Here is a 20,570-nt window from a genome sequence, read left to right as displayed (position 1 = left end):
CCTTCTATTTTTCTTTTAGGTAAGGGGATAAGGACTGAACTAACTCATCTGTCATATGTCTTGGACCTCGAACAGTTTTGATACCTAAACTCTTTAGTCTTTCACTGTCAAATTCGGTGTCATTAAAGGTGTATAAGGGTTTAATCCGCATCAACTCCTTAATACTCGCCTCTTCACGATAACCTTGATTCGGGATATTCGCTTCTAAAACCTGACAGAGGTAACGGATGGCCTTGGTAGGTGCCGTAATATAGATAGCCACCAAATCTCCCTTTTGCATACTAGCTTTCTGTGTCCAAAGAATCTCCTCATTTGCGGAGAACTCCTCTCCAATATCGTAGTATTTCAAATTTACCGGGATAATCCAATAATGAGTCTCAAAAGCCTTTCTAAGATGTTTTGGGGCAACTAGGGAGCGACTGTCACTAAGAAGCTCAATAATGGTTTGGTCCGACAATGTCTCGTCTAAAACAAGACTAATCCAGGTCTTCTTGGACATATGGTAGCTAGGAAAAACCCCATCCATTTTCAAGAGCTTATCCATTTGCTTTGGATTAACCTTCAGGTTAACCACATCATAAATTAAATCCGCTTTTTCTCCATCAAGCCCTAGTTTTTCTCCCTTAAGAGGAAAAAACAAGGCATACCATTTACCATCAACCCTAAAGGACAAATAGCTTGGTTCCTTTTCGAAAGGATGGTCTGCTTGGTCTGAAAATTCTTGAACTAAAAACTGAGCTAGGCGATTAGCTTGTGGAGATGAGAACAATTGATTTTCATAACAAGAATCAGCTAGTTGTGAGAGAAGTTCTCCATAAGCTTCTCTGACTTGACCAACGTAAGTTCCAGTGGCCTGAGGACTCCTGAAGATATCATAAGGCTCATCAAGATCGATATCAACAACCTGTCCCGTCAACTTACCTTCTAAATCAATAAGCAATCGAGCTTCAAGTTCATCAGCTATCAGTGTTTTTCTGAACTCATAGCCTTGCTCAGTAGTTGTAAAACCAAAAGGCTCTAGGCTATCCTGTTTTAGGATCTTCTGTTTAAAATAAGCATCCTCAAAAGTCATTGGTTCTCCCTTTTTCTAAAAAGAGAAGTTGAGACAAACTTATGTCCCAACTCCTTTTTTATTTTGTTGACTGACGTAAGGTAAGACCGTGATTAAGAATAACATCTTTTTCTTCGAGTTCTTCCTTATTCATGATTTTAGTCAACATACGCATGCTAACTGCCCCTAAATCATAGAGAGGATGATTAATACTAGAAAGGTTTGGACGTGTGTAGCTTGTAATTGGTGAGTCATTGCTTGTGATGATTTCGAAGTCTTCTGGAACTGATTTACCTGCAGCAAAGAGGCCATTCAAGAGACCTGCAGCCAATTCATCTTCTCCAACATAGGCAGCAGTGGCACCAGAGTTCAAAACACGTTGTGCTAAATCAAAGCCATCTTTATAGCTATATTTGGCTTCAAAGACAAGACCTTCATTGTAACGCAAATTATTCTTTTCAAGTCCAGCCTTATAACCAGCTAGACGGAGCTTGCCATTAATATCATCAATTAGTGGTCCTGATACAAAGGCAACCTTTTCATTATTTTTAGCAAGCTGTGTAATAGAATCCTCAACGGCAGCTTTATAGTCGATGTTAACGCTCGGTAATTGGTGTTCGAGGTCCACTGTTCCTGCTAGGACAATCGGAGTACGGGTACGAGAAAATTCTGCACGAATTTTTTCCGTCAAGTGGTAACCCATGAAGATGATACCATCTACTTGTTTGGCAAATAGAGAGTTAATCACGGTAACTTCGTGATCGTCATTTTCATCACTAGAAGCAAGTACAATATTGTACTTGTACATCGTTGCAATATCATCAATCCCCCTTGCTAAAGTAGCAAAATAACTATTAGCAATATTTGGAATAACAACTCCTACAGTAGTGGTTTTCTTACTCGCCAAGCCACGCGCAACCGCATTTGGACGATAATCCAAACGATCAATGACCTCAAGCACTTTTTTTCGGGTGTTTTCTTTTACATTTTTATTTCCATTTACCACACGAGACACAGTCGCCATCGAAACGCCTGCCTCACGCGCAACGTCATAAATAGTGATTGTTTCATCAGTATTCATAAAAACACTTCCTTTCTCATTTTACGCTCACTCTTTCACGCTAATTGTATCAGATTCTGAAAACACTTTCAATTATTTTGACTGATTTTTTACAAAAAAATGAAAGGGATTCCTTCTTCGTGGTTATGAGGAAGAAAGCCATTTCAGAAAAAGACCTCTCATTTCGTGTTTCCAAGACTATCCATCGCTTACAAAACTATCCTAAAAAAGTCTCAATGAAAGTAAATGATTTAATGAAAAGCCAAAAAAAACAGCTTGCATTTTCCTTATAAAAGTGACAGAATGAGTGTAAGAAATACAAAGGAGTTTTTTTCTATGTCTAAACTTGATCGCATTCGTCATTTTTTGAATGAAAATAAAGCAGGGCTAGCTATTGTTTCAGATCCTGTAACTGTCAATTATCTTACTGGTTTTGATTGTGACCCACATGAACGCCAAATGTTCCTCTTCGTCTACGAAAATCGTGAGCCTGCCCTCTTTGTGCCTGCTCTTGAGGTTGCACGTGCCTCTACTGTACTCGACTTCCCAGTCTTTGGTTATGTGGATTCTGAAAATCCATGGCAAAAAATCAAAGCTGGTCTAGCAAGTACAGACAGCCCTATTATTTATGCAGAGTTTGACAATCTCAATGTGACTAAGTTCCAAGGATTGCAAACGGTCTTTGAAGGTCGCTTTGAAAACCTGACACCATTCATCCAAAAAATGCGCGTTATCAAGTCTGCTGATGAAATTCAAAAAATGATTGTTGCCGGTGATTATGCTGATAAAGCTGTTAATATCGGTTTCGACAATATCTCTCTCGACGTTACTGAAACAGACATCATTGCTAAAATCGACTTTGGCATCAAACGCTTGGGCTATGAAATGAGCTTTGAAACTATGGTCTTGACTGGTAACAATGCAGCCAACCCACACGGCATTCCTGGAAGCAACAAAATTGAAAAAGATGCTCTTCTTCTCTTCGACTTGGGCTGTATGGTGAATGGCTATGCTTCAGATATGACGCGAACAGTCGCTGTTGGAAAACCCGATGATTTCAAAAAAGAAATCTACCACTTGACTTTAGAAGCTCAACAGGCTGCCCTAGATATGATTAAACCAGGTGTAACAGCACATGACGTAGACCGTGCTGCCCGGAGCGTCATTGAAAAAGCTGGTTATGGTGAATACTTCAACCACCGCCTCGGACACGGTATCGGAATGGATGTGCATGAGTTTCCTTCAATCATGGAAGGAAATGACTTGGTTATCGAAGAAGGTATGTGCTTCTCTGTTGAACCAGGTATCTACATTCCTGAAAAAGTTGGTGTTCGTATCGAGGACTGTGGTTATGTTACAAAAGACGGCTTTGAAGTCTTCACACACACACCAAAAGAATTGCTCTATTTTGATGTTTAATTAATCCAGAAGGGTCTTCAATTAAGTTGAGGACCTTTTCGTTTGCACTCAAATTCAAAAGCCATATAAAAAGCTGACCCATCGTGAGTCAGCTTTTCCTATTTCTCCTCATTCTCTTGTCTAAGATAGTCAAGTCCTTCTTCAATCCATTCTGGCATTGCTTCTGCCAAAGGTTTAAAGCCATAGTTCAAACGACTATCGGAAAAACGATGACGATGAGGGATTTTATTTTTTTCTTCCTCAAGGGTTCTCAAAGAAAGACTGGCCTTTTGTGTAAATTCATCAAAATCAACAACTTGAACTAAGACCTCCTGGTCTACCTTTAAGGTATTGTAGATATTGTCGATATAACCTGTCTTAATCTCTGAGATGTGAATCAAGCCTGTGGTACCATTTTCCAATGAAACAAAGGCACCGTAAGGCTTGATGCCTGTGATAACACCCCTAAGCTTGTCTCCAATTTTCATCTTAGTCTGCTACCTCAACTGTTTCAATTACAACATCCTCAAGTGGCTTATCTTGGGCGCCAACCTCAACATTGGCAATTTCATCAAGCACCTTGTAAGAGTCTTCATCCACCAATTGACCAAAGACTGTGTGACGACGGTCTAGGTGAGGTGTTCCCCCATTTTCAGCATAAGCTTCTGCGATTGGTGCTGGCCATCCACCACGTTCGAGTTCCTTTTTAGCATAAGGAATTTCAGACGTTTGAACGATGAAGAATTGGCTACCATTTGTATCTGGTCCAGCGTTAGCCATAGAAAGCGCACCACGGAGGTTATAGAGCTCTTCAGAAAATTCGTCCTGGAAGCTACCACCAAAGCTTGACTCACCACCCATACCAGTACCAGTTGGGTCACCACCTTGAATCATAAAGTCCTTGATAATTCTGTGGAAAATCACACCATCATAGTAGCCACTCTTGGCCAAATTGACAAAGTTTGTAACGGTTAATGGTGCATGATCAGGGAAGAGTTTAATAACCAAATTACCATGATTTGTTTTAATTGTTGCGACTGGACCTTCTACTGTATCCAAGTCAAGTTGTGGGAAATGAAGTTCTTTTTCTACCAATCCGAGTTCCTCCAAGGCATTGAAAATGCCATCTTCTTCTATTGTTCCTGTAACGTAATCTGCTTTTTCTTTCAATTCTGGTGTGGCATTACCCATAGCAATCTTAAGTCCAACATAGTCAAAGATTTCCATATCGTTTGGACCATCACCAAACATCATGGCATTGACTGGTTTAAGATTTTCATGCTCCAAGACATGCTCGACACCAGAGGCCTTTGAGATACCATTTGCTACGACGTCAGAGGAGTGTTCGTGCCAGGGTACCATACGGACATGGGATGCGAGTTCTTCTGGTAATTCAAGGTCACCATCATTTTCCGCAAAAGTCCACATATGGTAAACATCATTCGACAAGTGAAAGTCTGGCTCCACATCACAAAGACCATAGACTGGTTTCATAGCATTATCAATCAAATCTGAACGCTCTGAGACAACTGGCTTATCCTTACCAGCAAAACCCCAAGCAATTCCAATCTCTTTGCACCAAGCAACAAAAGCTTCTGTAACCTCACGAGCGAGGGGTTGGTTATAAATTTCTTCCCCTTTTCGATTAATCACATAAGTTCCATTGATGGTTACAAAATAATCGGGCTCTAGGTCTCGAATGTCCTCAACGACACCATAGTAGCCACGTCCTGTGGCAATCCCCGTCAAAATTCCTTTTTCTTTAAGCCCTTTGAAAACAGCCTTAATAGATTCAGGAATATAGCCTGTCTTTTTAACACGAAGGGTGTCGTCAATGTCAAAGAAAACAATCTTAGTCTTCTTGGCCTTGTATTTTGTTTTAGCATCTACTGGCATCGCTAATCTCCTTTACAGTATCACAGCTAGAGTCAGGTATAGCTAGTATCCTAACTAAAGACCGCATGGTACTCTCATTATATCATGTCTTAAAGCCAAAAACAAAAAATCATCTAGGACTATAGTAGTCTTAGATGATAGGCGGTTTAACGGTTAACACTCTTGATAATACGTTTAATATCACGCTCTTGTTCACGACGCTTGATAGACTCACGTTTATCGTAATCGTGTTTCCCTTTGGCAATACCGAGCAATACCTTGGCAAAACCGTTTTTTAGGTAGACCTTAAGAGGAACTAGGGTCATTCCTGTACCCTTAAGATCATTTTGAAGTTTGGTGATTTGTTTCTTCTTGAGCAACAATTTTCTCGTACGGTCTGGATCTTGATTCCAAATATTTCCTTGCTCAAAAGGAGCAATATGGACATTGATTAACCAGGCCTCACCATTTTTGATTTGGGCATAGCCATCTTTAAGTTGGATGCGTGCCGCACGAACAGACTTAATCTCTGTTCCTGTCAGTACGATACCCGCTTCAATAGTATCAACGATACTATAGTCATGTCTAGCCTTTTTATTCTGAGCAACAACATTGCCTTCACCCTTTGGCATAGCAGTCCCTCCATTCTCATCCTATTTTCGTTTTTTAGCAACGTCCTTGTAAAAAGGTTTGTTCCCTTTTTTCTTACGACGACCACTCTCACGTCCCTTGTTATCATTATGGGGACGGTTTTGATTTTTACGTTTGTCTGGTTTCTTAGATGACTTACGTTTTTCGTCATAAGAGCCTTTACGACCATTACCATCTTGACGGTTACGGTTATCCCCACGTTTACCACGACGTTCGAAGTCTCCATTTTGACGGTCACGACGTGGACCTCTATTGCGGAAGGCTTTCGCTTTCTCTTCACGTTCCTGACGTGCCTTGTGGTCTACTTTTTCAGTGATGTCATACTCACTTGGAAGATATTGGAAGTCAATGTCTCCGGTTTCCTTATCCGCACGTGTTAATTTGACACGGATAGGCTGACCAACTCGGAAAGTCTTACCAGTTTTCTCACCCTGAAGTGTCATGGTGCGTTCATTGTAATTGTAAAATTCTGGAAGGGTCGTGATGTGAACCAAACCTTCGATGGTGTTTGGCAATTCCACAAACATACCGAATTTAACCACACTTCCGACAATACCGTCGAATTCTTGACCAACAAATTCTTCCATGTATTCCGCTTTTTTCATCGCTTCAACGACACGTTCGGCATCAATGGCACGGCGTTCAAGGGTTGAAGATGATGTCGCTAACTCAGGAATAACCTCTTCAAAATGTTCACGTGTTTCTTGAGACATATTGTTAGTGTACTCACGAATCATTCGGTGAACCAAGAGGTCTGGGTAACGACGGATTGGACTAGTAAAGTGGGTATAATACTGAGCCGCAAGTCCATAGTGCCCATGGTTGTGTTCTGAATAGCGGGCTTGTTGCATTGAACGAAGCAACATCATGTTCATGACCTCTGCTCCGGGTTTACCTTGAACTCGCGCCATGAACTCTTGCAAGTCTAGTTGATCCATCTTATTGGCAGTTCCTTTGATTTGAACACCAAAGATAGAGGCATAATCCATGAAGCGTTGCAATTTCTCAGCTTTTGGTTCCTCGTGGATTCGATAAATAAATGGCAACTTAGCCTTAGCGAAGTGCTCTGCCACACATTCATTGGCAGCCAACATGAAGGATTCAATCATTCGCTCGGCTGTTCCACGTTCACGCACCACGATATCCACTGGCATCCCCTTCTCATTTACCAAGATACGAGCTTCAGATGTATCAAAGTTAAGGGCACCACGACGCTCACGCATGTCTTCTAAAATCTTATGCAGTTCTGCCATAGCTGATACAGAGTCCATGATTGGCTTAAACTGCTCAATCTTTTCTGGATTTCCAGCCAACATCTCATTGACATCACTGTAGGTCATACGGAAGGTTGTATTAATCACAGATTGGCAAATCTTATGATTAACCACCTTACCTTTTGGAGTAATCTCCATAATGGCTGACTGAGTCAAGCGATCAACATTGGGATTTAGTGAACAAATACCATTTGAAAGACGCTCAGGCAACATTGGCACCACACGGTCTGTCACATAAACCGAAGTCCCACGTGCAACGGCCTCACGGTTAAGAGCTGAACCTTCAGTGACATAGTAGGACACATCGGCAATATGAACACCAAGCTCAAAATTACCATTTGGCAAACGTTTAATATGGACCGCATCATCCAAGTCCTTAGCATCAGCTCCATCAATAGTAAAGGTTACCTCTTGACGAAGGTCAACACGACCAAGGAGGTCTTCCTGACTAGGTGCATCTGGTACAGCTTCTGCTTCCGCCATGACATCCTCTGGGAACTCTGAAACAATATCCATTGATTCTAAGACTTCCAAGACATCAATACCAGCATCCCCTTGATGACCAATAATGTCACGAACACTTCCTACGAAATAATCATAGTGACGGTTAGGGTATTTTTCAATATCAACCTTGATAATTTCAGTACCGTCTAGGGCAACTGGTTCTTTCTTAATATAAATTGGCTGCTGAATTTTTTGATTTTTAGACTTAATGTAACCAGCATAAGGTTCTTTCTCGTCGCTAAGGATAAATTTCCCTACAACAGTCTTAAGCGAACGTTCTACAATTTCAACAACTCGTGTTTCTGCTGCCGTCCCACGCAAACGATCCGCTGGCTTCTTGATAACAACAGCAACAGTATCACCATCAATGGCATGGCCAACATCATTACGACCAATGAACATATCATCTTCACTGTCATCGACATGCAAGAAACCAAAACCGTTCTTATTGGCACGGAAAACACCTTCAACAGTCACCTGATTTGGATTTTCTTTCTTAGGACGCAAGGAAACAGAGCCATCTCGATTAAAACGCAACTGCCCCTTACTTTCCATGGCTGATATGGCCTTGATGAGCTGAGGAAACTTTTCTCCCCCAGCATGATTAAGAGCCTGGGCAATGTCGTTTACACTGGATTTCCCATGCTCCTTCAAATAATTTATAATAGATTCTTTCATGATTTCCTTTTCTTTTATTTATTGACTATAACGCAAAAAATGAGCCAACCTCAGTCAGCTCATTACTTACTTGAGAGAATGGAAAGGACGATTGCATCTACAATCCATAGAAAAACCATGATTCCTGTAAAGCGTTGCATAAAGGCTTCAAAACCACGTGGTTTACTACGTTCAAATAGTGCTTCTGACCCACCACCATCAAAGACATTGCTACTTGGATTCTTTTGTGGCTGCATGAATACCGCAATCACAATAATAGCTGACATCACCAAGAGCAGCGTTAATAATAAGTCGTACATAGTTATTCCTCCGAAAAAGTCCTTTTTATTCTACCATAGAACCCTTTAAGATTCAACATGTAAGGTTACTTTTCTATCCTTGGGGCAGAATTTGGGTACCTGAATTTTCTCAGGATGATTTTGTTTATTTTTACTTGTGAGATAGTTGATGCTCCCACATTCACTACACTTTAAATTGATTTTAACTCTCACCTATATTCTTGACTCCTAGCGATTTTCTAAAGATGATTAAGGACCAGACAAAATTTCCAAAGACAATCATTGCGGTCACAAAGAAGACCCAGCGATAACCTAGTCCAGTCGCAACTGCTGAACCAACAAAAGGACCTAAAACTTGTCCAATGTATGAAAAGCTTTGATTAAAGCTAAATATTCTTGAGATTCCTTCCTTGGGTGTCATCTTGGTCAATAAAGAATTGACACTAGGCATAAGGGCACCCACACCGAAGCCATAGGCAAAACGTAAGATACCCAATTGCAAGGCTGAGCCGGCAAAACCACAAAGGAAATACAAGAGGAAGCTATAAAATAGCCCCATTAAAAGCAAGCGATGATTCCCAATACGGTCTCCCAATTTTCCCAGAAAAGGGGTACTCAAGAAACTAGAGAAGCCCATAGCAGAAACAATTAAACCTGAGTAAAACAGGATATTGTCCCTCTGACCTAAATAACGAATATAAAGGGCCAACATAGGCGCAATCGATTGGGCAGAAATCTGGATAATCATACTGGTCACAAAAAGGCCAATCAACATAGATTTGCTGGGAATTTTCGCAAAAACCTGAGAAAGAGTCATCATCTCTCCCTTTTCGATAGGTTGAAAATTCTCTCGCAAACCAAAGACAGTTAAGAGGCAGCAGATAAATAGAATGAGGCCCACCAATAAAAAGGTCCCTCTCATACCAAACGCCTCAGACAAGGTACCACCTAACAAAGGGCCAATCAGAACACCTGCCGTTAGACCCGTAGATAAGGTCCCCAGGGCATAGCCAGAACGGTTCTGAGGAACCTGACTCGCAATTAAAGCTGTGGCATTTGGAACATACCCCGCAAACAAACCATTCAGCGTTCTTAAGAAAAGCAACCAGAAAACATTTGGGACTAAGGCAAGACCTCCCATTGTAAAAGTCATCACCATGCTGGCTCTAATCATCATGGGCTTTCGGCCATAACGGTCAGCCAAGCGTCCCCAAATAGGAGAAACCAGAGCCGAGGCTAAAGCAGAGATGGCAACAGACAAACCAGTATACCATTCAACCATGTCTCCTTTAACACCTAGTTCCTCAATGTAGAGGGCCATGAAAGGCATAACAATGGAGAAACTAGCTCCAGTAAAAAAGGTTCCTATCCATGCAATTTTAAGGTTACGTTGCCAATCAGTACTTTTAAGCTCTTTTTGGCGCAAATAATCATCTTCTTTCTAAAATTCACTATCCATTATATCACAATGACTAGCTATGAGGAGCTAGGTAAATCATTTATTGCGCTCTTCACTTTCTCCTTCAAATCATCGAGACTAGCATTATTATCAAGAACCAAGCTGGCATAAGGCTTTTTCTCTTCTAAAGACATCTGGCTAGCGATACGCATACTAGCTTCCTTTGAACTTAAGTGATTACGTTTCATCAAGCGTTGGCGCTGGACCTCAGGTAACACTGCCACCAACCAAATCTGGTCAAACCAGTCCTGATACCCATTCTCAATAAGTAAGGGAATATCCATGAAAAAAACATCTTCTTTCTTGGCCAAACAATCCCTTTGAGTTGCTAGTTCCTCTCGAATAATTGTCCCTTGAATCTCAGCAGACCGATGTCTCATCTCCTCATTCGAAAAAATCAGATGCCCTAGTTTAGGACGATTCAATTCTCCATTAGGAAGGAGAATCTCCTCTCCCAACCAATCAAGCAAGGCACTATACAAACGGCCTCCTTTGGCCTGCATATCGTGGACAAGCTGATCAGCATCAATGACCTTGTAACCTGCCTCTTTAATCATTTCAACAACCGTTGATTTTCCTGAAGCAATACCACCTGTTAACCCAATAATCATCGTTTCTGACAATGAGGACACAAATGTGTCCCTCTCCCTCCTAACTTGATTTTCTCAATTGTGCTTGCGCAGCGTGGACAAGGCTGTCCCGTTTTTCCGTAAACCTGCAAATAGTTCTGCATGGTTCCGTCCTCACCAAGGGCATTACGATAGGTCCTTATGGTTGAGCCACCTTTTTCAATGCCAAGCTGTAAAATGGCAATCGTTTGATCATGGACCCGCTTCATGGCTGCCTTGCTGAGTTCCTTTGCTGGCGTTTCAGGATGAACCTTGGCCGCCCAAAGCACCTCATCAACATAGATATTTCCTAGACCAGCCACCAATTTTTGCTCCAAGAGGAGACTTTTAATGGGCTTTGCAGAACTCATCAAGGCTCTCTCAAATAGAGCGTATTTAAAGGTCTTCTTAGTAGGCTCAGGACCAAGCTTTTTCCTTGTAAAATAAGTCTCCTCTTGACTTTTAGCCAATAAATCAAAGGTTCCAAACTTGCGGACATCTTGATAGACGAGGGTGGAGCCATCATCTAACTTAAAAAATAAGTGAAAATGCTTGTTGGTAGGAACTTGATCTGTAAACAGCAGGTATTTTCCCTCCATACGCAAGTGGGAAATCATAATCAACTGTCCAAAGTCAAAAATCAAGTACTTGCCTCTTCGTCGCAGGGCTTGAATGGTTTGACCAGGTAAATCAGTTAAAAAACTATCGTAGGAGGTCTTAATCATTTTTGGAACCTTGACCTCAAGCGACAAAATAGTCCGACCTACTACTAACCTTTCTAAACCTCGTCTAACCGTTTCTACCTCAGGTAACTCAGGCATCTGCTCCTCCTTCTAGCAAGAAAGCCGAGCAAGTGCCCAGCTTTTTAATATTCTTTTTCATTGTAACCAAAATCAGCCAAATCAAGTTTTTTATCACGCCAATTTTTCTTAACCTTAACCCAGGTTTCAAGGAAGACCTTGTCCCCAAGCATGACTTCAATATCTTTACGAGCAAGGGTACCAATTTTCTTGAGCATGGAACCTTGTTTACCAATAACAATCCCTTTTTGGCTGTCACGCTCAACCATGATTGTCGCACGAATATGAATCTTATCCGTGTCTTCATCACGCTTCATCTCATCAATGACAACCGCAACGGAGTGTGGAATTTCTTCACGTGTCAACTGAAGGACTTTTTCACGAATCATCTCTGATACCAAGAAACGCTCAGGGTGATCGGTGATTTGGTCCGCTGGGAAATATTGGAACCCTTCCTCAAGGTTATCACTCAAGACATCCACAAGGTGGGAAACATTGTTCCCTTGGAGGGCAGATATCGGAATAATCTCCTTGAAATCCATTTGTGTACGGAAATCGTCAATCTGCTCTAGGAGCTGATCTGGATGGACCTTGTCAATCTTATTGATTACCAAGATAACTGGAACTTTAGCTTGTTTGAGGCGTTCGATAATCATATTATCACCCTTACCACGAGGCTCATCCGCTGGTACCATAAAGAGGACTGTATCAACCTCACGAAGGGTTGAATAAGCAGATTCCACCATAAAATCCCCAAGAGCCGTCTTAGGCTTGTGAATCCCTGGGGTATCGATAAAGACAATCTGTTCCTTATCGGTTGTGTAAATTCCCATAATTTTATTGCGGGTTGTTTGAGCCTTATCACTCATGATAGCAATCTTTTGCCCCATAACATGGTTCAAAAACGTTGATTTTCCTACATTAGGACGGCCGAGAATAGCCACAAATCCTGATTTAAATGTCATATAACTTCTTTCCTATTTCGTTTTAATTGAAAATTAAGTGCCAAATTTTGGGTATGAAAACAATCATCCCCGTAATGACTGCATAACAAGAAACCACTAAAACAGCACCAGCGGCCATATCCTTGGCATTTTTGGCTAGCATCGAAAAGTGATAATTACTAGCTAAATCGACAACATTTTCAATGGCAGAATTAACAATCTCTAGGGCAATTACGAGAAAAACTGCCATCAAAAGAAAGAGCCATTCTGTCGCAGACACACGGAAAATCAAGCCAGCCAATACCACCAAGATAGCTGAAACCAAGTGCTTGCGCATATTGCGTTCTTCTTTAAAAGCCGTTATTATTCCTGTCAGAGCAAACTCAAAACTAGCTGTAAATTCTCTATTTTTCCACTTTTTTTGTGGATTATTGTCGCGTAAGTCCATAAGCAGTCAAAATTTCTTCCTGTAATCCAAACATTTCCGCTTCTTCTTCTGGGGTGTAATGGTCATAGCCATTGATATGGAGAAAACCGTGAACAGCCAAGAAACCCATCTCACGTTCAAAACTATGTCCATAATCCTCAGCTTGTTCATGAGCCTTATCAACGGAAATAAAGAGTTCACCGATATAACTATCAAACTCTCCCATCATTTCAGCTAATTCAGGATTTTCAGCCAACTCTTCCTCATCAAAGCTAATATCTAATTCAGGCTTATACTCCAAACTAATGACATCCGTTGGACGGTCTGTATCACGATATTCCAAGTTTAGTTCGTGGCTGCGTTCGTTGGTTACAAATGTAACAGCCATTTCCTTGTCTTCCTTGCCAAGTTTTTCTGCTGCAAAATCTAGCAACTCCAAAGTTTGTTCTTTTAATTTCTCAGAGACTTGTCCAGTCTCGTCAATCATTTCAATATACATAAGATTCTTTAGGAACGGCTATGCTCACTTCAAGCACAGAACCGCTCGCTTCCTTTCACTAACTCATTAGCTTTTTATAGAAATACTCAAATACATAGAATCCTAACTTTGAGTATTTTTAGTTTAATATTAATCACCTCATTATACCATAAGGACACAGAAAAAGCAGACTTAAGCCTAATTGTCTGCTTTTTGTATAGCCTCTCCGTGAATCAATTTACTTATCCAAACTATCCTTAAGACGTTGAATATGAATGGTTAAATAGACCTGTTCGTCCAAACTCAATTCAAAAGTATAACCTGTCTTAATATAGTTAGCAATCTTTTGGGTACAGATAAAGGATTCTGGATAATTTACCCTAACCTGCTCGTAAAGAAAAGCATCATTTTTACCACCACTAACCCCACTCACAATCCGTTGCGCTAGATAGCGAAGATGTGTAATAAATCGGTTATAAGAGAAACTATCCTCCTCCAAATCACAACCAAAATGAAGACGGACAATGTCACTAATTCCAACCACAATTTGAGTCATCTGTCGGTCTTTTTCATGGAGACCCACATCCTTTTGTGCATTGACAAAATGTAAAGCGACAGAGGCAGCCTCATCATCTGCCAATTTAACTTCTAAATCCTTGGCAATCAAACGAAGAGCTTGTTTTCCAATCTCATACTCCCGAGGGTAAAATTTTCGAACCTCCCAAGCCAAGGGATTCTGCAAAGAAACACCTTCTCTACTTCTTTCAATAGCGTAATGTAGGTGGTCAGCAAGGGCGATGAAAAAAGAGGGATCAAACTTGGTTTGCAAGACAGCCTCAGCAAAAGTAAGGATATTCAAAAAGACCTGCATTTCACCATCAGGTAAATTGACATAAACACGAGACCATTCCTCTACTGCCTCTGTATTTTCCAAAACAAAAGTCTTTTCAATCTTTTCCTTATCAACAAGGTCTCCGACCTTCTTTTGAAAGCCTAGTCCCTTACCCATGACAATGTATTCCACATTATTATCCAAAGCTTGGACAACATTGTTGTTTAAAATCTTTTCAATCTGCATCATGATCCCTCATTAAAAAAGCGCTTACTTTATTTTACCAAATTTTTAATGAGAAACCTACTTACTACAAACTAAAAGTGCTGGCCTGACCAACACTTTTTACTTATAGTTCTGTTCGATTTTCGATAGCTCTTAGCAAGGTCACTTCATCAGCATACTCAATGTCAGAACCGACTGCCAAACCACGCGCTAAACGAGTCACTTTGATTCCTGCAGGTTTAAGGACACGCGAAATATACATAGACGTCGCCTCACCATCTGCTGTTGCATTAGTGGCAATAATAATCTCGTCAACCTCGCTGTCCATAAGGCGGGTAATCAAACTTTTCAGGTTAATATCGTCTGGTCCAACACCATTCATAGGGGAGATAAGCCCTTGAAGCACATGGTAGAGACCACGGTATTCCTGAATCTTTTCCATAGCTGAAACATCTTTGGAATCTTCAACAACCAAAATCTTAGTACGATCTCTGGTTTCATCGGTACAAATATTACATGGATCATCATCTGTCAAACGACCACAGACCGAACAATAAGTCAATTCACGTTTTGCTGCCAAGAGGTTTTTTGCGAAATCATTGACATCTTCATCAGACATACTAATGGTATAAAAAGCTAGGCGTGTCGCTGTTTTAGCCCCAATTCCAGGGAGTTTTGAAAAACTATCAATCAGCTTCGCAATTGGAGTAGGATAAAGCATGAAGGCCTCCATTTCTCTATATTTTTTATTTCTTATCTTTTATCACTGTCATGGATAAGTCTTTAGCCAAGAATAAACACTCAAACACTATATCACAGAAAAATCCCTCGTGCAAGGCACAAGAGATTTTCATTGTTTAGTGAGTATTTTGATAAAGCTCCATAATAGCTTTGACTGCATTTTGATGGGCCTTACTCTTCCAATCTAGAGCATGAGGATACATAATCCCAACTGCCAACTTCGTACCATCTTTGGCGGTCGCATAGGCCACGGCATTAAGGTTAACCGTTGTTACAGAGTTACCAGAAGCATCTGTCGCATAGGTTTCGGCTGTCCCTGTTTTACCACTGATTGGAATGATAGAACTTGCCATAGCTTTACCAGTCGCAAGGCTAGATCCTGAATTAACGACATCATTAAAGCCTTGTTGAACAATACCCATCTGCTCAGAATCGAGAGGTAAGGTATTTAATACACGTGTATCTACCGTTGAGGCTAGAGTTCCGAGACTACCATTAGATCCTGCATCGTAGATACCTCCAACGATATGAGGGGCTACACGTTTACCACCATTGGCAATTGAAGCAACATACTGAGCTAGCTGAATGGTTGTATAAGAATCGTACTGACCAAAGGCCTCTGTCAAAACGTTGGCTACATTGTAATTCTTAGAAATGTAACCTTCTGATTCTCCAGGTAAATCAAGTCCTGTAGACACCCCCATACCAAAATCAGCATAGGTATCACGAAGTGTCGTCATGGCCTTATCCATATTATCAGTCGACAAGGCCATGCCTGGAACATACTGTTGGCCAAGTAGTTTGATAGCAATCTGTACCATATAGGTATTTGATGAGTATTCTAGAGCCTGTGTCGCGGTAATAGCACGGCTACCTTGGTCTGTAAACCAAGATGTGATAGGGGCTGAACCGGCAATGTTGATTGGTTGGTCAGTCAAGACCTGGTTCCCATAGATAGCACCTGAACGCCAACCAGCAGTTAAGGTCGCTCCCTTAACAACCGATCCTGGAATGAAGACATCAGTGATTGTTCCTAAGGCGTTTGCTTTAAAATCTTGTGCTCCTTGCTCGTGTTTTTGCCCTGCCATAGCAAGTACAGCACCAGTGTCAGCATTCATAACCACTGCATACATTCCTTCAGAATAGGTTGCTTTATTCTCTGAAATTTCTGAAGAAAGCTGTTGACCTAGGATATCTTCAACTCCTTTTTGGAAATCAAGGTCGATGGTCAACTGCAGATTGTTCCCCTTGCTTCCCTTTTGAGTGATTTTATCACTAGCAACTTCGCCTTCCTTGTCTACTGTAATCTCACGAACAGTATGTTTTCCTTGTAGTTTCTCCTCGTATTCTTTTTCTAGATAGGACGTTCCTACACGGTCATTAAGAGCATACCCTTTTTTGAGGTATTCCTTGGCATCTTCTTGTGGCAAACCTGCTTCTGAACTTGAGACTTTCCCGATGAGAGGTGACAAGGCTGAATCAACCGTATGACGTTCCCAATCCTTAGCAACCGTAATACCATTGAGTTCCTTCTGTTTAGCTGCTACAATCGCAATTTGTTCAGGTGTCAAGTCTCCTGTTTTCAATGTGACTGTTGAGAAATTAGACACAGCATTCATCTGTGAGTAAATGTAGACAATCTTAAGCTCATCCTCAGTGTAATCCACTGCTTCATCAGGAACGGCATCAACAGCATTGTTGTAAATAGTAGCTTCAGCTAATTTATTACCAAACTTATCTGTTTTCTTGTCCTTTGGAAGATCATTAACCACACGTTTGTAGGTGGCAGAATCCGCTAGATAGAAATCGCGTTTCTGGCGTGCTGTTACCTTCGTCTCCGTTAGTGTTACCATGGTCGCTAACTTTTCAGCGACCCTCTTCATAGTATCTGATGACACCAAATTGCTACGTGTAAAGGTGATAACGTCCTTACTCTGGTTGGTTGTAAGAGCGACCCCCTTGGCATCAAAGATTTGCCCACGTTCGCTTGCAATTCTAACCGTATACTTGGAGTTATCCTCTAATTTCTTAGTATAAAACGATTTGTTATAAACCTGCATATAGGTCAAACGTGCAAAAAGCAACAAAAAAAGGACAAAGACTACACCAAAAAGCAAGTAAACACGACGTGAAATGTTTACTGGCTTTCTAGGTTTATTCGCTCGTTTTTCTTTTTGTTTTTGGCGCCGTTTTTCCCATTTTTGACTGAGTTTTTTCGAAAATGATGTCACTTTTTTTCCTCTATGTTCTCATAAAAATTCTCTTTTATTTTATCACAAATAAGCTTCAGCAATCTTAAAAAAATGTCGAAATCTAAAAAAACTTGCCTCAATATAAGACACGTTTTTTAGATTATAATGATAACTTTTTCATCCAGCTAGGAATGGCTTTACTGATATGTGTCGGCAAAACCACATAGGCATTTTTAGCCAGATCATCAGCGATAGCTGAGTGAAGCCAGGTAGCCACTGTGACAGCCTTATAGCGATCAATTGGAGGAAACTGGGCCAGAAAACCAGTAATCATACCAGCCAAGGTATCTCCCATTCCTCCTGTGGCTTGATAAGGCCCACCAACTTCTAAATGAGCTACTTTTTCACCCTGATAGACAGCCGTCTTGTGACTCTTGGCAACCAGGATTGTCCCAGCTTGGAACTCTCTCAGGGCTTTCTGAGTGTTTGAAACTGTCTGCTCCGGAATCCTTAAACCAGACAAGCGTTCCCATTCTTTTTGATGCGGGGTGAGAGTAAGGTGACAATCTGGTAAGTCCTTCTTATTTTTCTTAGCCAAAAGATTGAGAGCTGAGCCATCAACAACCAAGTTCTGATCTGCCCTAATATTTGTCAGCACCAAATCCATAGCTTGACTAGCTACACCATCCTCACCTAGGCCAGAACCGATTAATACCACATCAGCTGCCCTAAGATTATCAAGAAATCTTTCAGTCTCCCTAAGGTCAAAAGCCATGGCTTCAGGGAGATGGGCATGAAGGGCTGTGATATTGTCACGATCCGTAGCCACTGTGACCAGACCCGCCCCACTATTGACACAAGCTAAGGCAGCCATAATGATGGCACCACCATAAGGGTAAAGCCCACCAACTAAAAGCACTCGACCGTAAGAACCTTTATGGGACTCTCTCAAGCGAGGTTTTATCACTTGCCTAGCTAAATCGTCATCAACTTTCATAAACTATCCTTTCGCACTACGAAGAGCAGCTTGATAGGTCTGTTCCATAAGCATGGTAATGGTCATAGGGCCTACACCACCTGGAACAGGCGTGATCATGCCAACCTTATCTTTCACTTGATCAAAATCAACGTCACCACAAAGTTTGCCTTCTTCATCACGGTTGATTCCCACATCAATGACAACGGCACCCTCTTTGACATAGTCTTCTGTTACAAATTTTGCACGTCCAATAGCTACAATCAAGACATCTGCCTTGCTACAAACCTTAGCCAAATGCGGTGTTCGTGAGTGGGTCAAGGTAACTGTAGCATTTTTTTCCAAAAGAAGCTGAGCCATAGGTTTACCAACAATGTTACTACGTCCAATAATAACTGCTGTCTTACCTTCTAATTCAACATTGTACTCACGAAGGATTTCCATAATCCCAGCTGGTGTACAAGGCACCATTTGACGGCGACCATTCCAAAGATTACCAGTATTCATAGGATGGAAACCATCGACATCTTTTTTAGGATCAATAGCCAAAAGAATACGCATTTCATTAATATGATTCGGTAATGGCAATTGAACCAAAATACCATGGAAAAGTGGGTCCTGATTATATTGTTCAATAACCTCAATCAATTCTTCCTCGCTGATACTCTCAGAAAGGTTGACTGTCTGGCTATGGAAGCCAGCCTTTTTAGCAGCACGTTCCTTGTTGCGCACATAAACCTGACTAGCTGGGTTGTCACCAACCATGATTACCACGAGTCCAGGCACAATCCATTCATTTTCTTTAAGACGTGCTACCTTTTCTTGCAATTGATCCTGCATTTTAGCAGCTAGGGCCTTACCATCCATTATTATCGCCATGGGTGTTCTCCAATACATACTTTTTTTCAATTATACCATAGTGAGAGCTCTTTGTGACTAAATTTTCTAAATTTTCAAAAAGACATTTCAAATGAAAAACTTAAAAAAGAAGTTGGAGTCACCTTCCAACTTTTTTCTGATTAAGCTTCGTGACTAGTCCACAAAACCATTTTGCTGACTCCAACCCTTAATAACCTTCAAGGTCTTCTGCTGGAATTTGCCACTTTCATACATATGATCTGCACCCGTTAAGGAGACAAGAACGGAATCACGGTAGTTCTTAGCCGTTCTTCTGGCAATATTAGGATGAGTCATCTTATCCTTAGTCCCAGAAATGACGAGAACAGGACATGAAATCCGACTAAAGTCTACGTAAACTGCTTTTGTCTTATCAAACCAATGGAGGGCCATTTGAGTATAAACTTTTCCTGATTCAGGAACCAAATCAGCAAAAACTTCCTCTTTCAAAGATTCCTCTTGTTCATTCATGCAATACTTGAAAAACTCCTTTTTATACGGAGGCATGGCTTTTTTCCAAAATCCCCAACGTAAAAAGTGTTTGCCAAAACAAGCTAACATGGTTGGATAAAAGGCAAAAATATCTGCTGTTGGTGCTGGTCCCATGAGAATCATACCAGCTACTTCTGTTTTTTCGGCAACCATCTGAGCCACTAAACACCCTAAAGAGTGTCCCAAGATAAGTGGTGGTTGGTCAAGACTTTCAATCAAGGCCACTAAATCATCTCGATAGTCCTGCAGGGTAACAGTCCCAACCTTAGCTAGACACTCTTGATAAGGTAGGTCATGGTAACGAAAGCTAGGTGTATGAACCTTATATCCCATTTGACGTAGACCTGTCGCAAATTCTCCCCAAACATTGCCATCACACCAGGTCCCATGAATTAGGACAATCTCTTTGTTCAAAACCATTCCTTATACATCTCCCTTTTTTGTTAAAAATTTAGATTATTTATCTATCTTATAGTATCACACTTCCAACCTAGATACCTTTATACATTTCTTACAATCGTAAGAAAATGGTCTCTTAAATGAATAAGAGACCATTTTTCTATATATTATTTTATTAGCGATTAGCCTTATGCATTTCTTCCTTAACCGGACAAGAACACTCGCAATCGCCACAAGAGCCTTTGCCTTTGATATAGTGACGGATGCCAAGACCAGCCAAAGCAAAAATAATGAAAGCAATGATAAAGGTAGACATAACAATTCCTCCTAA

Annotated in this window: 22 protein-coding genes; 1 reads left to right on the top strand and 21 read right to left on the bottom strand. The window is 41.0% G+C overall.

Translation table 11 applies throughout. The annotated features are described in order from the left end of the window. Positions 1–4: 4 nt before the first annotated feature. Both HMPREF1517_RS02850 and ccpA read right to left on the bottom strand, forming a co-directional pair. On the bottom strand, positions 5–1,072 hold the full coding sequence (locus tag HMPREF1517_RS02850) for an MmcQ/YjbR family DNA-binding protein (RefSeq protein ID WP_037599250.1): 1,068 nt from the start codon (positions 1,070–1,072) through the stop codon (positions 5–7). Between the two features lie 58 nt (positions 1,073–1,130). Continuing rightward, positions 1,131–2,132 (bottom strand): catabolite control protein A, encoded by a 1,002-nt coding sequence (ccpA, locus tag HMPREF1517_RS02845; protein WP_022496011.1) that lies wholly within the window; start codon positions 2,130–2,132, stop codon positions 1,131–1,133. A 315-nt stretch (positions 2,133–2,447) separates the two neighbouring features. Here ccpA and HMPREF1517_RS02840 point away from each other — a divergent pair, with 315 nt between their 5' ends. Next, complete coding sequence (locus HMPREF1517_RS02840) at positions 2,448–3,530, top strand: M24 family metallopeptidase (RefSeq protein WP_037599249.1); 1,083 nt, start codon at positions 2,448–2,450, stop codon at positions 3,528–3,530. Between the two features lie 98 nt (positions 3,531–3,628). Here HMPREF1517_RS02840 and HMPREF1517_RS02835 read toward each other — a convergent pair whose 3' ends face one another. The 19 genes from HMPREF1517_RS02835 to HMPREF1517_RS10180 form a co-directional block, all read right to left on the bottom strand. Next, positions 3,629–3,997 carry a S1 RNA-binding domain-containing protein gene (locus tag HMPREF1517_RS02835; protein ID WP_037599248.1) on the bottom strand — a complete coding sequence of 123 codons (369 nt, stop codon included), beginning with the start codon at positions 3,995–3,997 and terminating at the stop codon, positions 3,629–3,631. Position 3,998: 1 nt separating this feature from the next. Continuing rightward, the gene (locus HMPREF1517_RS02830; RefSeq protein ID WP_037599247.1) at positions 3,999–5,405 is read right to left on the bottom strand and encodes a Cof-type HAD-IIB family hydrolase; all 1,407 of its coding nucleotides are present in this window, start codon (positions 5,403–5,405) and stop codon (positions 3,999–4,001) included. Positions 5,406–5,551: 146 nt separating this feature from the next. Next, the gene (gene smpB, locus HMPREF1517_RS02825) at positions 5,552–6,016 is read right to left on the bottom strand and encodes an SsrA-binding protein SmpB (RefSeq protein ID WP_002885905.1); all 465 of its coding nucleotides are present in this window, start codon (positions 6,014–6,016) and stop codon (positions 5,552–5,554) included. Between the two features lie 21 nt (positions 6,017–6,037). Beyond that, positions 6,038–8,491 (bottom strand): ribonuclease R, encoded by a 2,454-nt coding sequence (rnr, locus tag HMPREF1517_RS02820; RefSeq protein WP_037599245.1) that lies wholly within the window; start codon positions 8,489–8,491, stop codon positions 6,038–6,040. Between the two features lie 62 nt (positions 8,492–8,553). After that, positions 8,554–8,790, bottom strand: a complete 237-nt coding sequence (gene secG / locus HMPREF1517_RS02815; RefSeq protein WP_002886135.1) for a preprotein translocase subunit SecG — start codon at positions 8,788–8,790, stop codon at positions 8,554–8,556. A 45-nt stretch (positions 8,791–8,835) separates the two neighbouring features. After that, the gene (gene rpmG, locus HMPREF1517_RS10185; RefSeq protein ID WP_002890443.1) at positions 8,836–8,982 is read right to left on the bottom strand and encodes a 50S ribosomal protein L33; all 147 of its coding nucleotides are present in this window, start codon (positions 8,980–8,982) and stop codon (positions 8,836–8,838) included. After that, positions 8,972–10,195 (bottom strand): multidrug efflux MFS transporter, encoded by a 1,224-nt coding sequence (locus HMPREF1517_RS02810; RefSeq protein ID WP_037599243.1) that lies wholly within the window; start codon positions 10,193–10,195, stop codon positions 8,972–8,974. The genes rpmG and HMPREF1517_RS02810 overlap by 11 nt, the downstream gene beginning before the upstream one ends. A 50-nt stretch (positions 10,196–10,245) precedes the next feature. Then, the gene (gene coaE, locus HMPREF1517_RS02805; RefSeq protein WP_037599241.1) at positions 10,246–10,839 is read right to left on the bottom strand and encodes a dephospho-CoA kinase; all 594 of its coding nucleotides are present in this window, start codon (positions 10,837–10,839) and stop codon (positions 10,246–10,248) included. Continuing rightward, positions 10,836–11,657 carry a DNA-formamidopyrimidine glycosylase gene (gene mutM / locus HMPREF1517_RS02800; RefSeq protein ID WP_037599239.1) on the bottom strand — a complete coding sequence of 274 codons (822 nt, stop codon included), beginning with the start codon at positions 11,655–11,657 and terminating at the stop codon, positions 10,836–10,838. The genes coaE and mutM overlap by 4 nt, the downstream gene beginning before the upstream one ends. Before the next feature lie 44 nt (positions 11,658–11,701). Next, the gene (gene era, locus HMPREF1517_RS02795; protein ID WP_013990908.1) at positions 11,702–12,601 is read right to left on the bottom strand and encodes a GTPase Era; all 900 of its coding nucleotides are present in this window, start codon (positions 12,599–12,601) and stop codon (positions 11,702–11,704) included. 22 nt (positions 12,602–12,623) lie between these two features. Further along, positions 12,624–13,028 (bottom strand): diacylglycerol kinase family protein, encoded by a 405-nt coding sequence (locus HMPREF1517_RS02790; RefSeq protein WP_002890438.1) that lies wholly within the window; start codon positions 13,026–13,028, stop codon positions 12,624–12,626. Further along, positions 13,009–13,506: an rRNA maturation RNase YbeY gene (ybeY, locus tag HMPREF1517_RS02785; protein WP_037599238.1), complete on the bottom strand. Its 498-nt coding sequence runs from the start codon at positions 13,504–13,506 to the stop codon at positions 13,009–13,011. Before ybeY ends, HMPREF1517_RS02790 begins: the two co-directional genes overlap by 20 nt. A 217-nt stretch (positions 13,507–13,723) precedes the next feature. Continuing rightward, positions 13,724–14,563 carry a BglG family transcription antiterminator LicT gene (gene licT, locus HMPREF1517_RS02780; protein WP_037599275.1) on the bottom strand — a complete coding sequence of 280 codons (840 nt, stop codon included), beginning with the start codon at positions 14,561–14,563 and terminating at the stop codon, positions 13,724–13,726. 103 nt (positions 14,564–14,666) lie between these two features. Beyond that, positions 14,667–15,263, bottom strand: coding sequence for a recombination mediator RecR (recR, locus tag HMPREF1517_RS02775; protein ID WP_002886148.1), 597 nt, complete (start codon positions 15,261–15,263; stop codon positions 14,667–14,669). Between the two features lie 136 nt (positions 15,264–15,399). Further along, a complete protein-coding gene (pbp2b, locus tag HMPREF1517_RS02770) occupies positions 15,400–17,514 on the bottom strand; it encodes a penicillin-binding protein PBP2B (protein WP_037599237.1) in 2,115 nt (704 codons plus the stop codon). A 121-nt stretch (positions 17,515–17,635) separates the two neighbouring features. Further along, complete coding sequence (locus tag HMPREF1517_RS02765) at positions 17,636–18,472, bottom strand: NAD(P)H-hydrate dehydratase (protein ID WP_037599236.1); 837 nt, start codon at positions 18,470–18,472, stop codon at positions 17,636–17,638. Positions 18,473–18,475: 3 nt separating this feature from the next. After that, positions 18,476–19,330: a bifunctional methylenetetrahydrofolate dehydrogenase/methenyltetrahydrofolate cyclohydrolase gene (locus HMPREF1517_RS02760; RefSeq protein WP_037599235.1), complete on the bottom strand. Its 855-nt coding sequence runs from the start codon at positions 19,328–19,330 to the stop codon at positions 18,476–18,478. Positions 19,331–19,483: 153 nt separating this feature from the next. Beyond that, a complete protein-coding gene (locus HMPREF1517_RS02755) occupies positions 19,484–20,260 on the bottom strand; it encodes an alpha/beta fold hydrolase (RefSeq protein ID WP_037599234.1) in 777 nt (258 codons plus the stop codon). Between the two features lie 154 nt (positions 20,261–20,414). Then, entirely contained in the window at positions 20,415–20,555 is a 141-nt protein-coding gene (locus tag HMPREF1517_RS10180; protein WP_002890392.1) for a FeoB-associated Cys-rich membrane protein, read from the bottom strand. Positions 20,556–20,570 lie beyond the last annotated feature (15 nt).

This window comes from Streptococcus sp. ACS2 (assembly GCF_000525585.1).
Lineage (GTDB): Bacteria > Bacillota > Bacilli > Lactobacillales > Streptococcaceae > Streptococcus.
The sequence above is the reverse complement of the archived record's forward strand: the minus strand, read 5'-3'. Positions and strand labels throughout refer to the sequence as shown.

Coding starts and splice junctions, on each gene's coding strand:
- HMPREF1517_RS02835 (WP_037599248.1), bottom strand. CDS start 3,997: ATGAAAATTGGAGACAAGCTTAGGGGTGTTATCACAGGCATCAAGCCT.
- ybeY (WP_037599238.1), bottom strand. CDS start 13,506: ATGTATATTGAAATGATTGACGAGACTGGACAAGTCTCTGAGAAATTA.
- rnr (WP_037599245.1), bottom strand. CDS start 8,491: ATGAAAGAATCTATTATAAATTATTTGAAGGAGCATGGGAAATCCAGT.
- HMPREF1517_RS02830 (WP_037599247.1), bottom strand. CDS start 5,405: ATGCCAGTAGATGCTAAAACAAAATACAAGGCCAAGAAGACTAAGATT.
- mutM (WP_037599239.1), bottom strand. CDS start 11,657: ATGCCTGAGTTACCTGAGGTAGAAACGGTTAGACGAGGTTTAGAAAGG.
- HMPREF1517_RS02840 (WP_037599249.1), top strand. CDS start 2,448: ATGTCTAAACTTGATCGCATTCGTCATTTTTTGAATGAAAATAAAGCA.
- HMPREF1517_RS02760 (WP_037599235.1), bottom strand. CDS start 19,330: ATGGCGATAATAATGGATGGTAAGGCCCTAGCTGCTAAAATGCAGGAT.
- era (WP_013990908.1), bottom strand. CDS start 12,601: ATGACATTTAAATCAGGATTTGTGGCTATTCTCGGCCGTCCTAATGTA.
- HMPREF1517_RS02765 (WP_037599236.1), bottom strand. CDS start 18,472: ATGAAAGTTGATGACGATTTAGCTAGGCAAGTGATAAAACCTCGCTTG.
- secG (WP_002886135.1), bottom strand. CDS start 8,790: ATGTACGACTTATTATTAACGCTGCTCTTGGTGATGTCAGCTATTATT.
- ccpA (WP_022496011.1), bottom strand. CDS start 2,132: ATGAATACTGATGAAACAATCACTATTTATGACGTTGCGCGTGAGGCA.
- HMPREF1517_RS02850 (WP_037599250.1), bottom strand. CDS start 1,072: ATGACTTTTGAGGATGCTTATTTTAAACAGAAGATCCTAAAACAGGAT.
- HMPREF1517_RS02755 (WP_037599234.1), bottom strand. CDS start 20,260: ATGGTTTTGAACAAAGAGATTGTCCTAATTCATGGGACCTGGTGTGAT.
- smpB (WP_002885905.1), bottom strand. CDS start 6,016: ATGCCAAAGGGTGAAGGCAATGTTGTTGCTCAGAATAAAAAGGCTAGA.
- HMPREF1517_RS10180 (WP_002890392.1), bottom strand. CDS start 20,555: ATGTCTACCTTTATCATTGCTTTCATTATTTTTGCTTTGGCTGGTCTT.
- HMPREF1517_RS02790 (WP_002890438.1), bottom strand. CDS start 13,028: ATGGACTTACGCGACAATAATCCACAAAAAAAGTGGAAAAATAGAGAA.
- coaE (WP_037599241.1), bottom strand. CDS start 10,839: ATGATTATTGGGTTAACAGGTGGTATTGCTTCAGGAAAATCAACGGTT.
- licT (WP_037599275.1), bottom strand. CDS start 14,563: ATGCAGATTGAAAAGATTTTAAACAACAATGTTGTCCAAGCTTTGGAT.
- recR (WP_002886148.1), bottom strand. CDS start 15,263: ATGCTTTATCCTACTCCAATTGCGAAGCTGATTGATAGTTTTTCAAAA.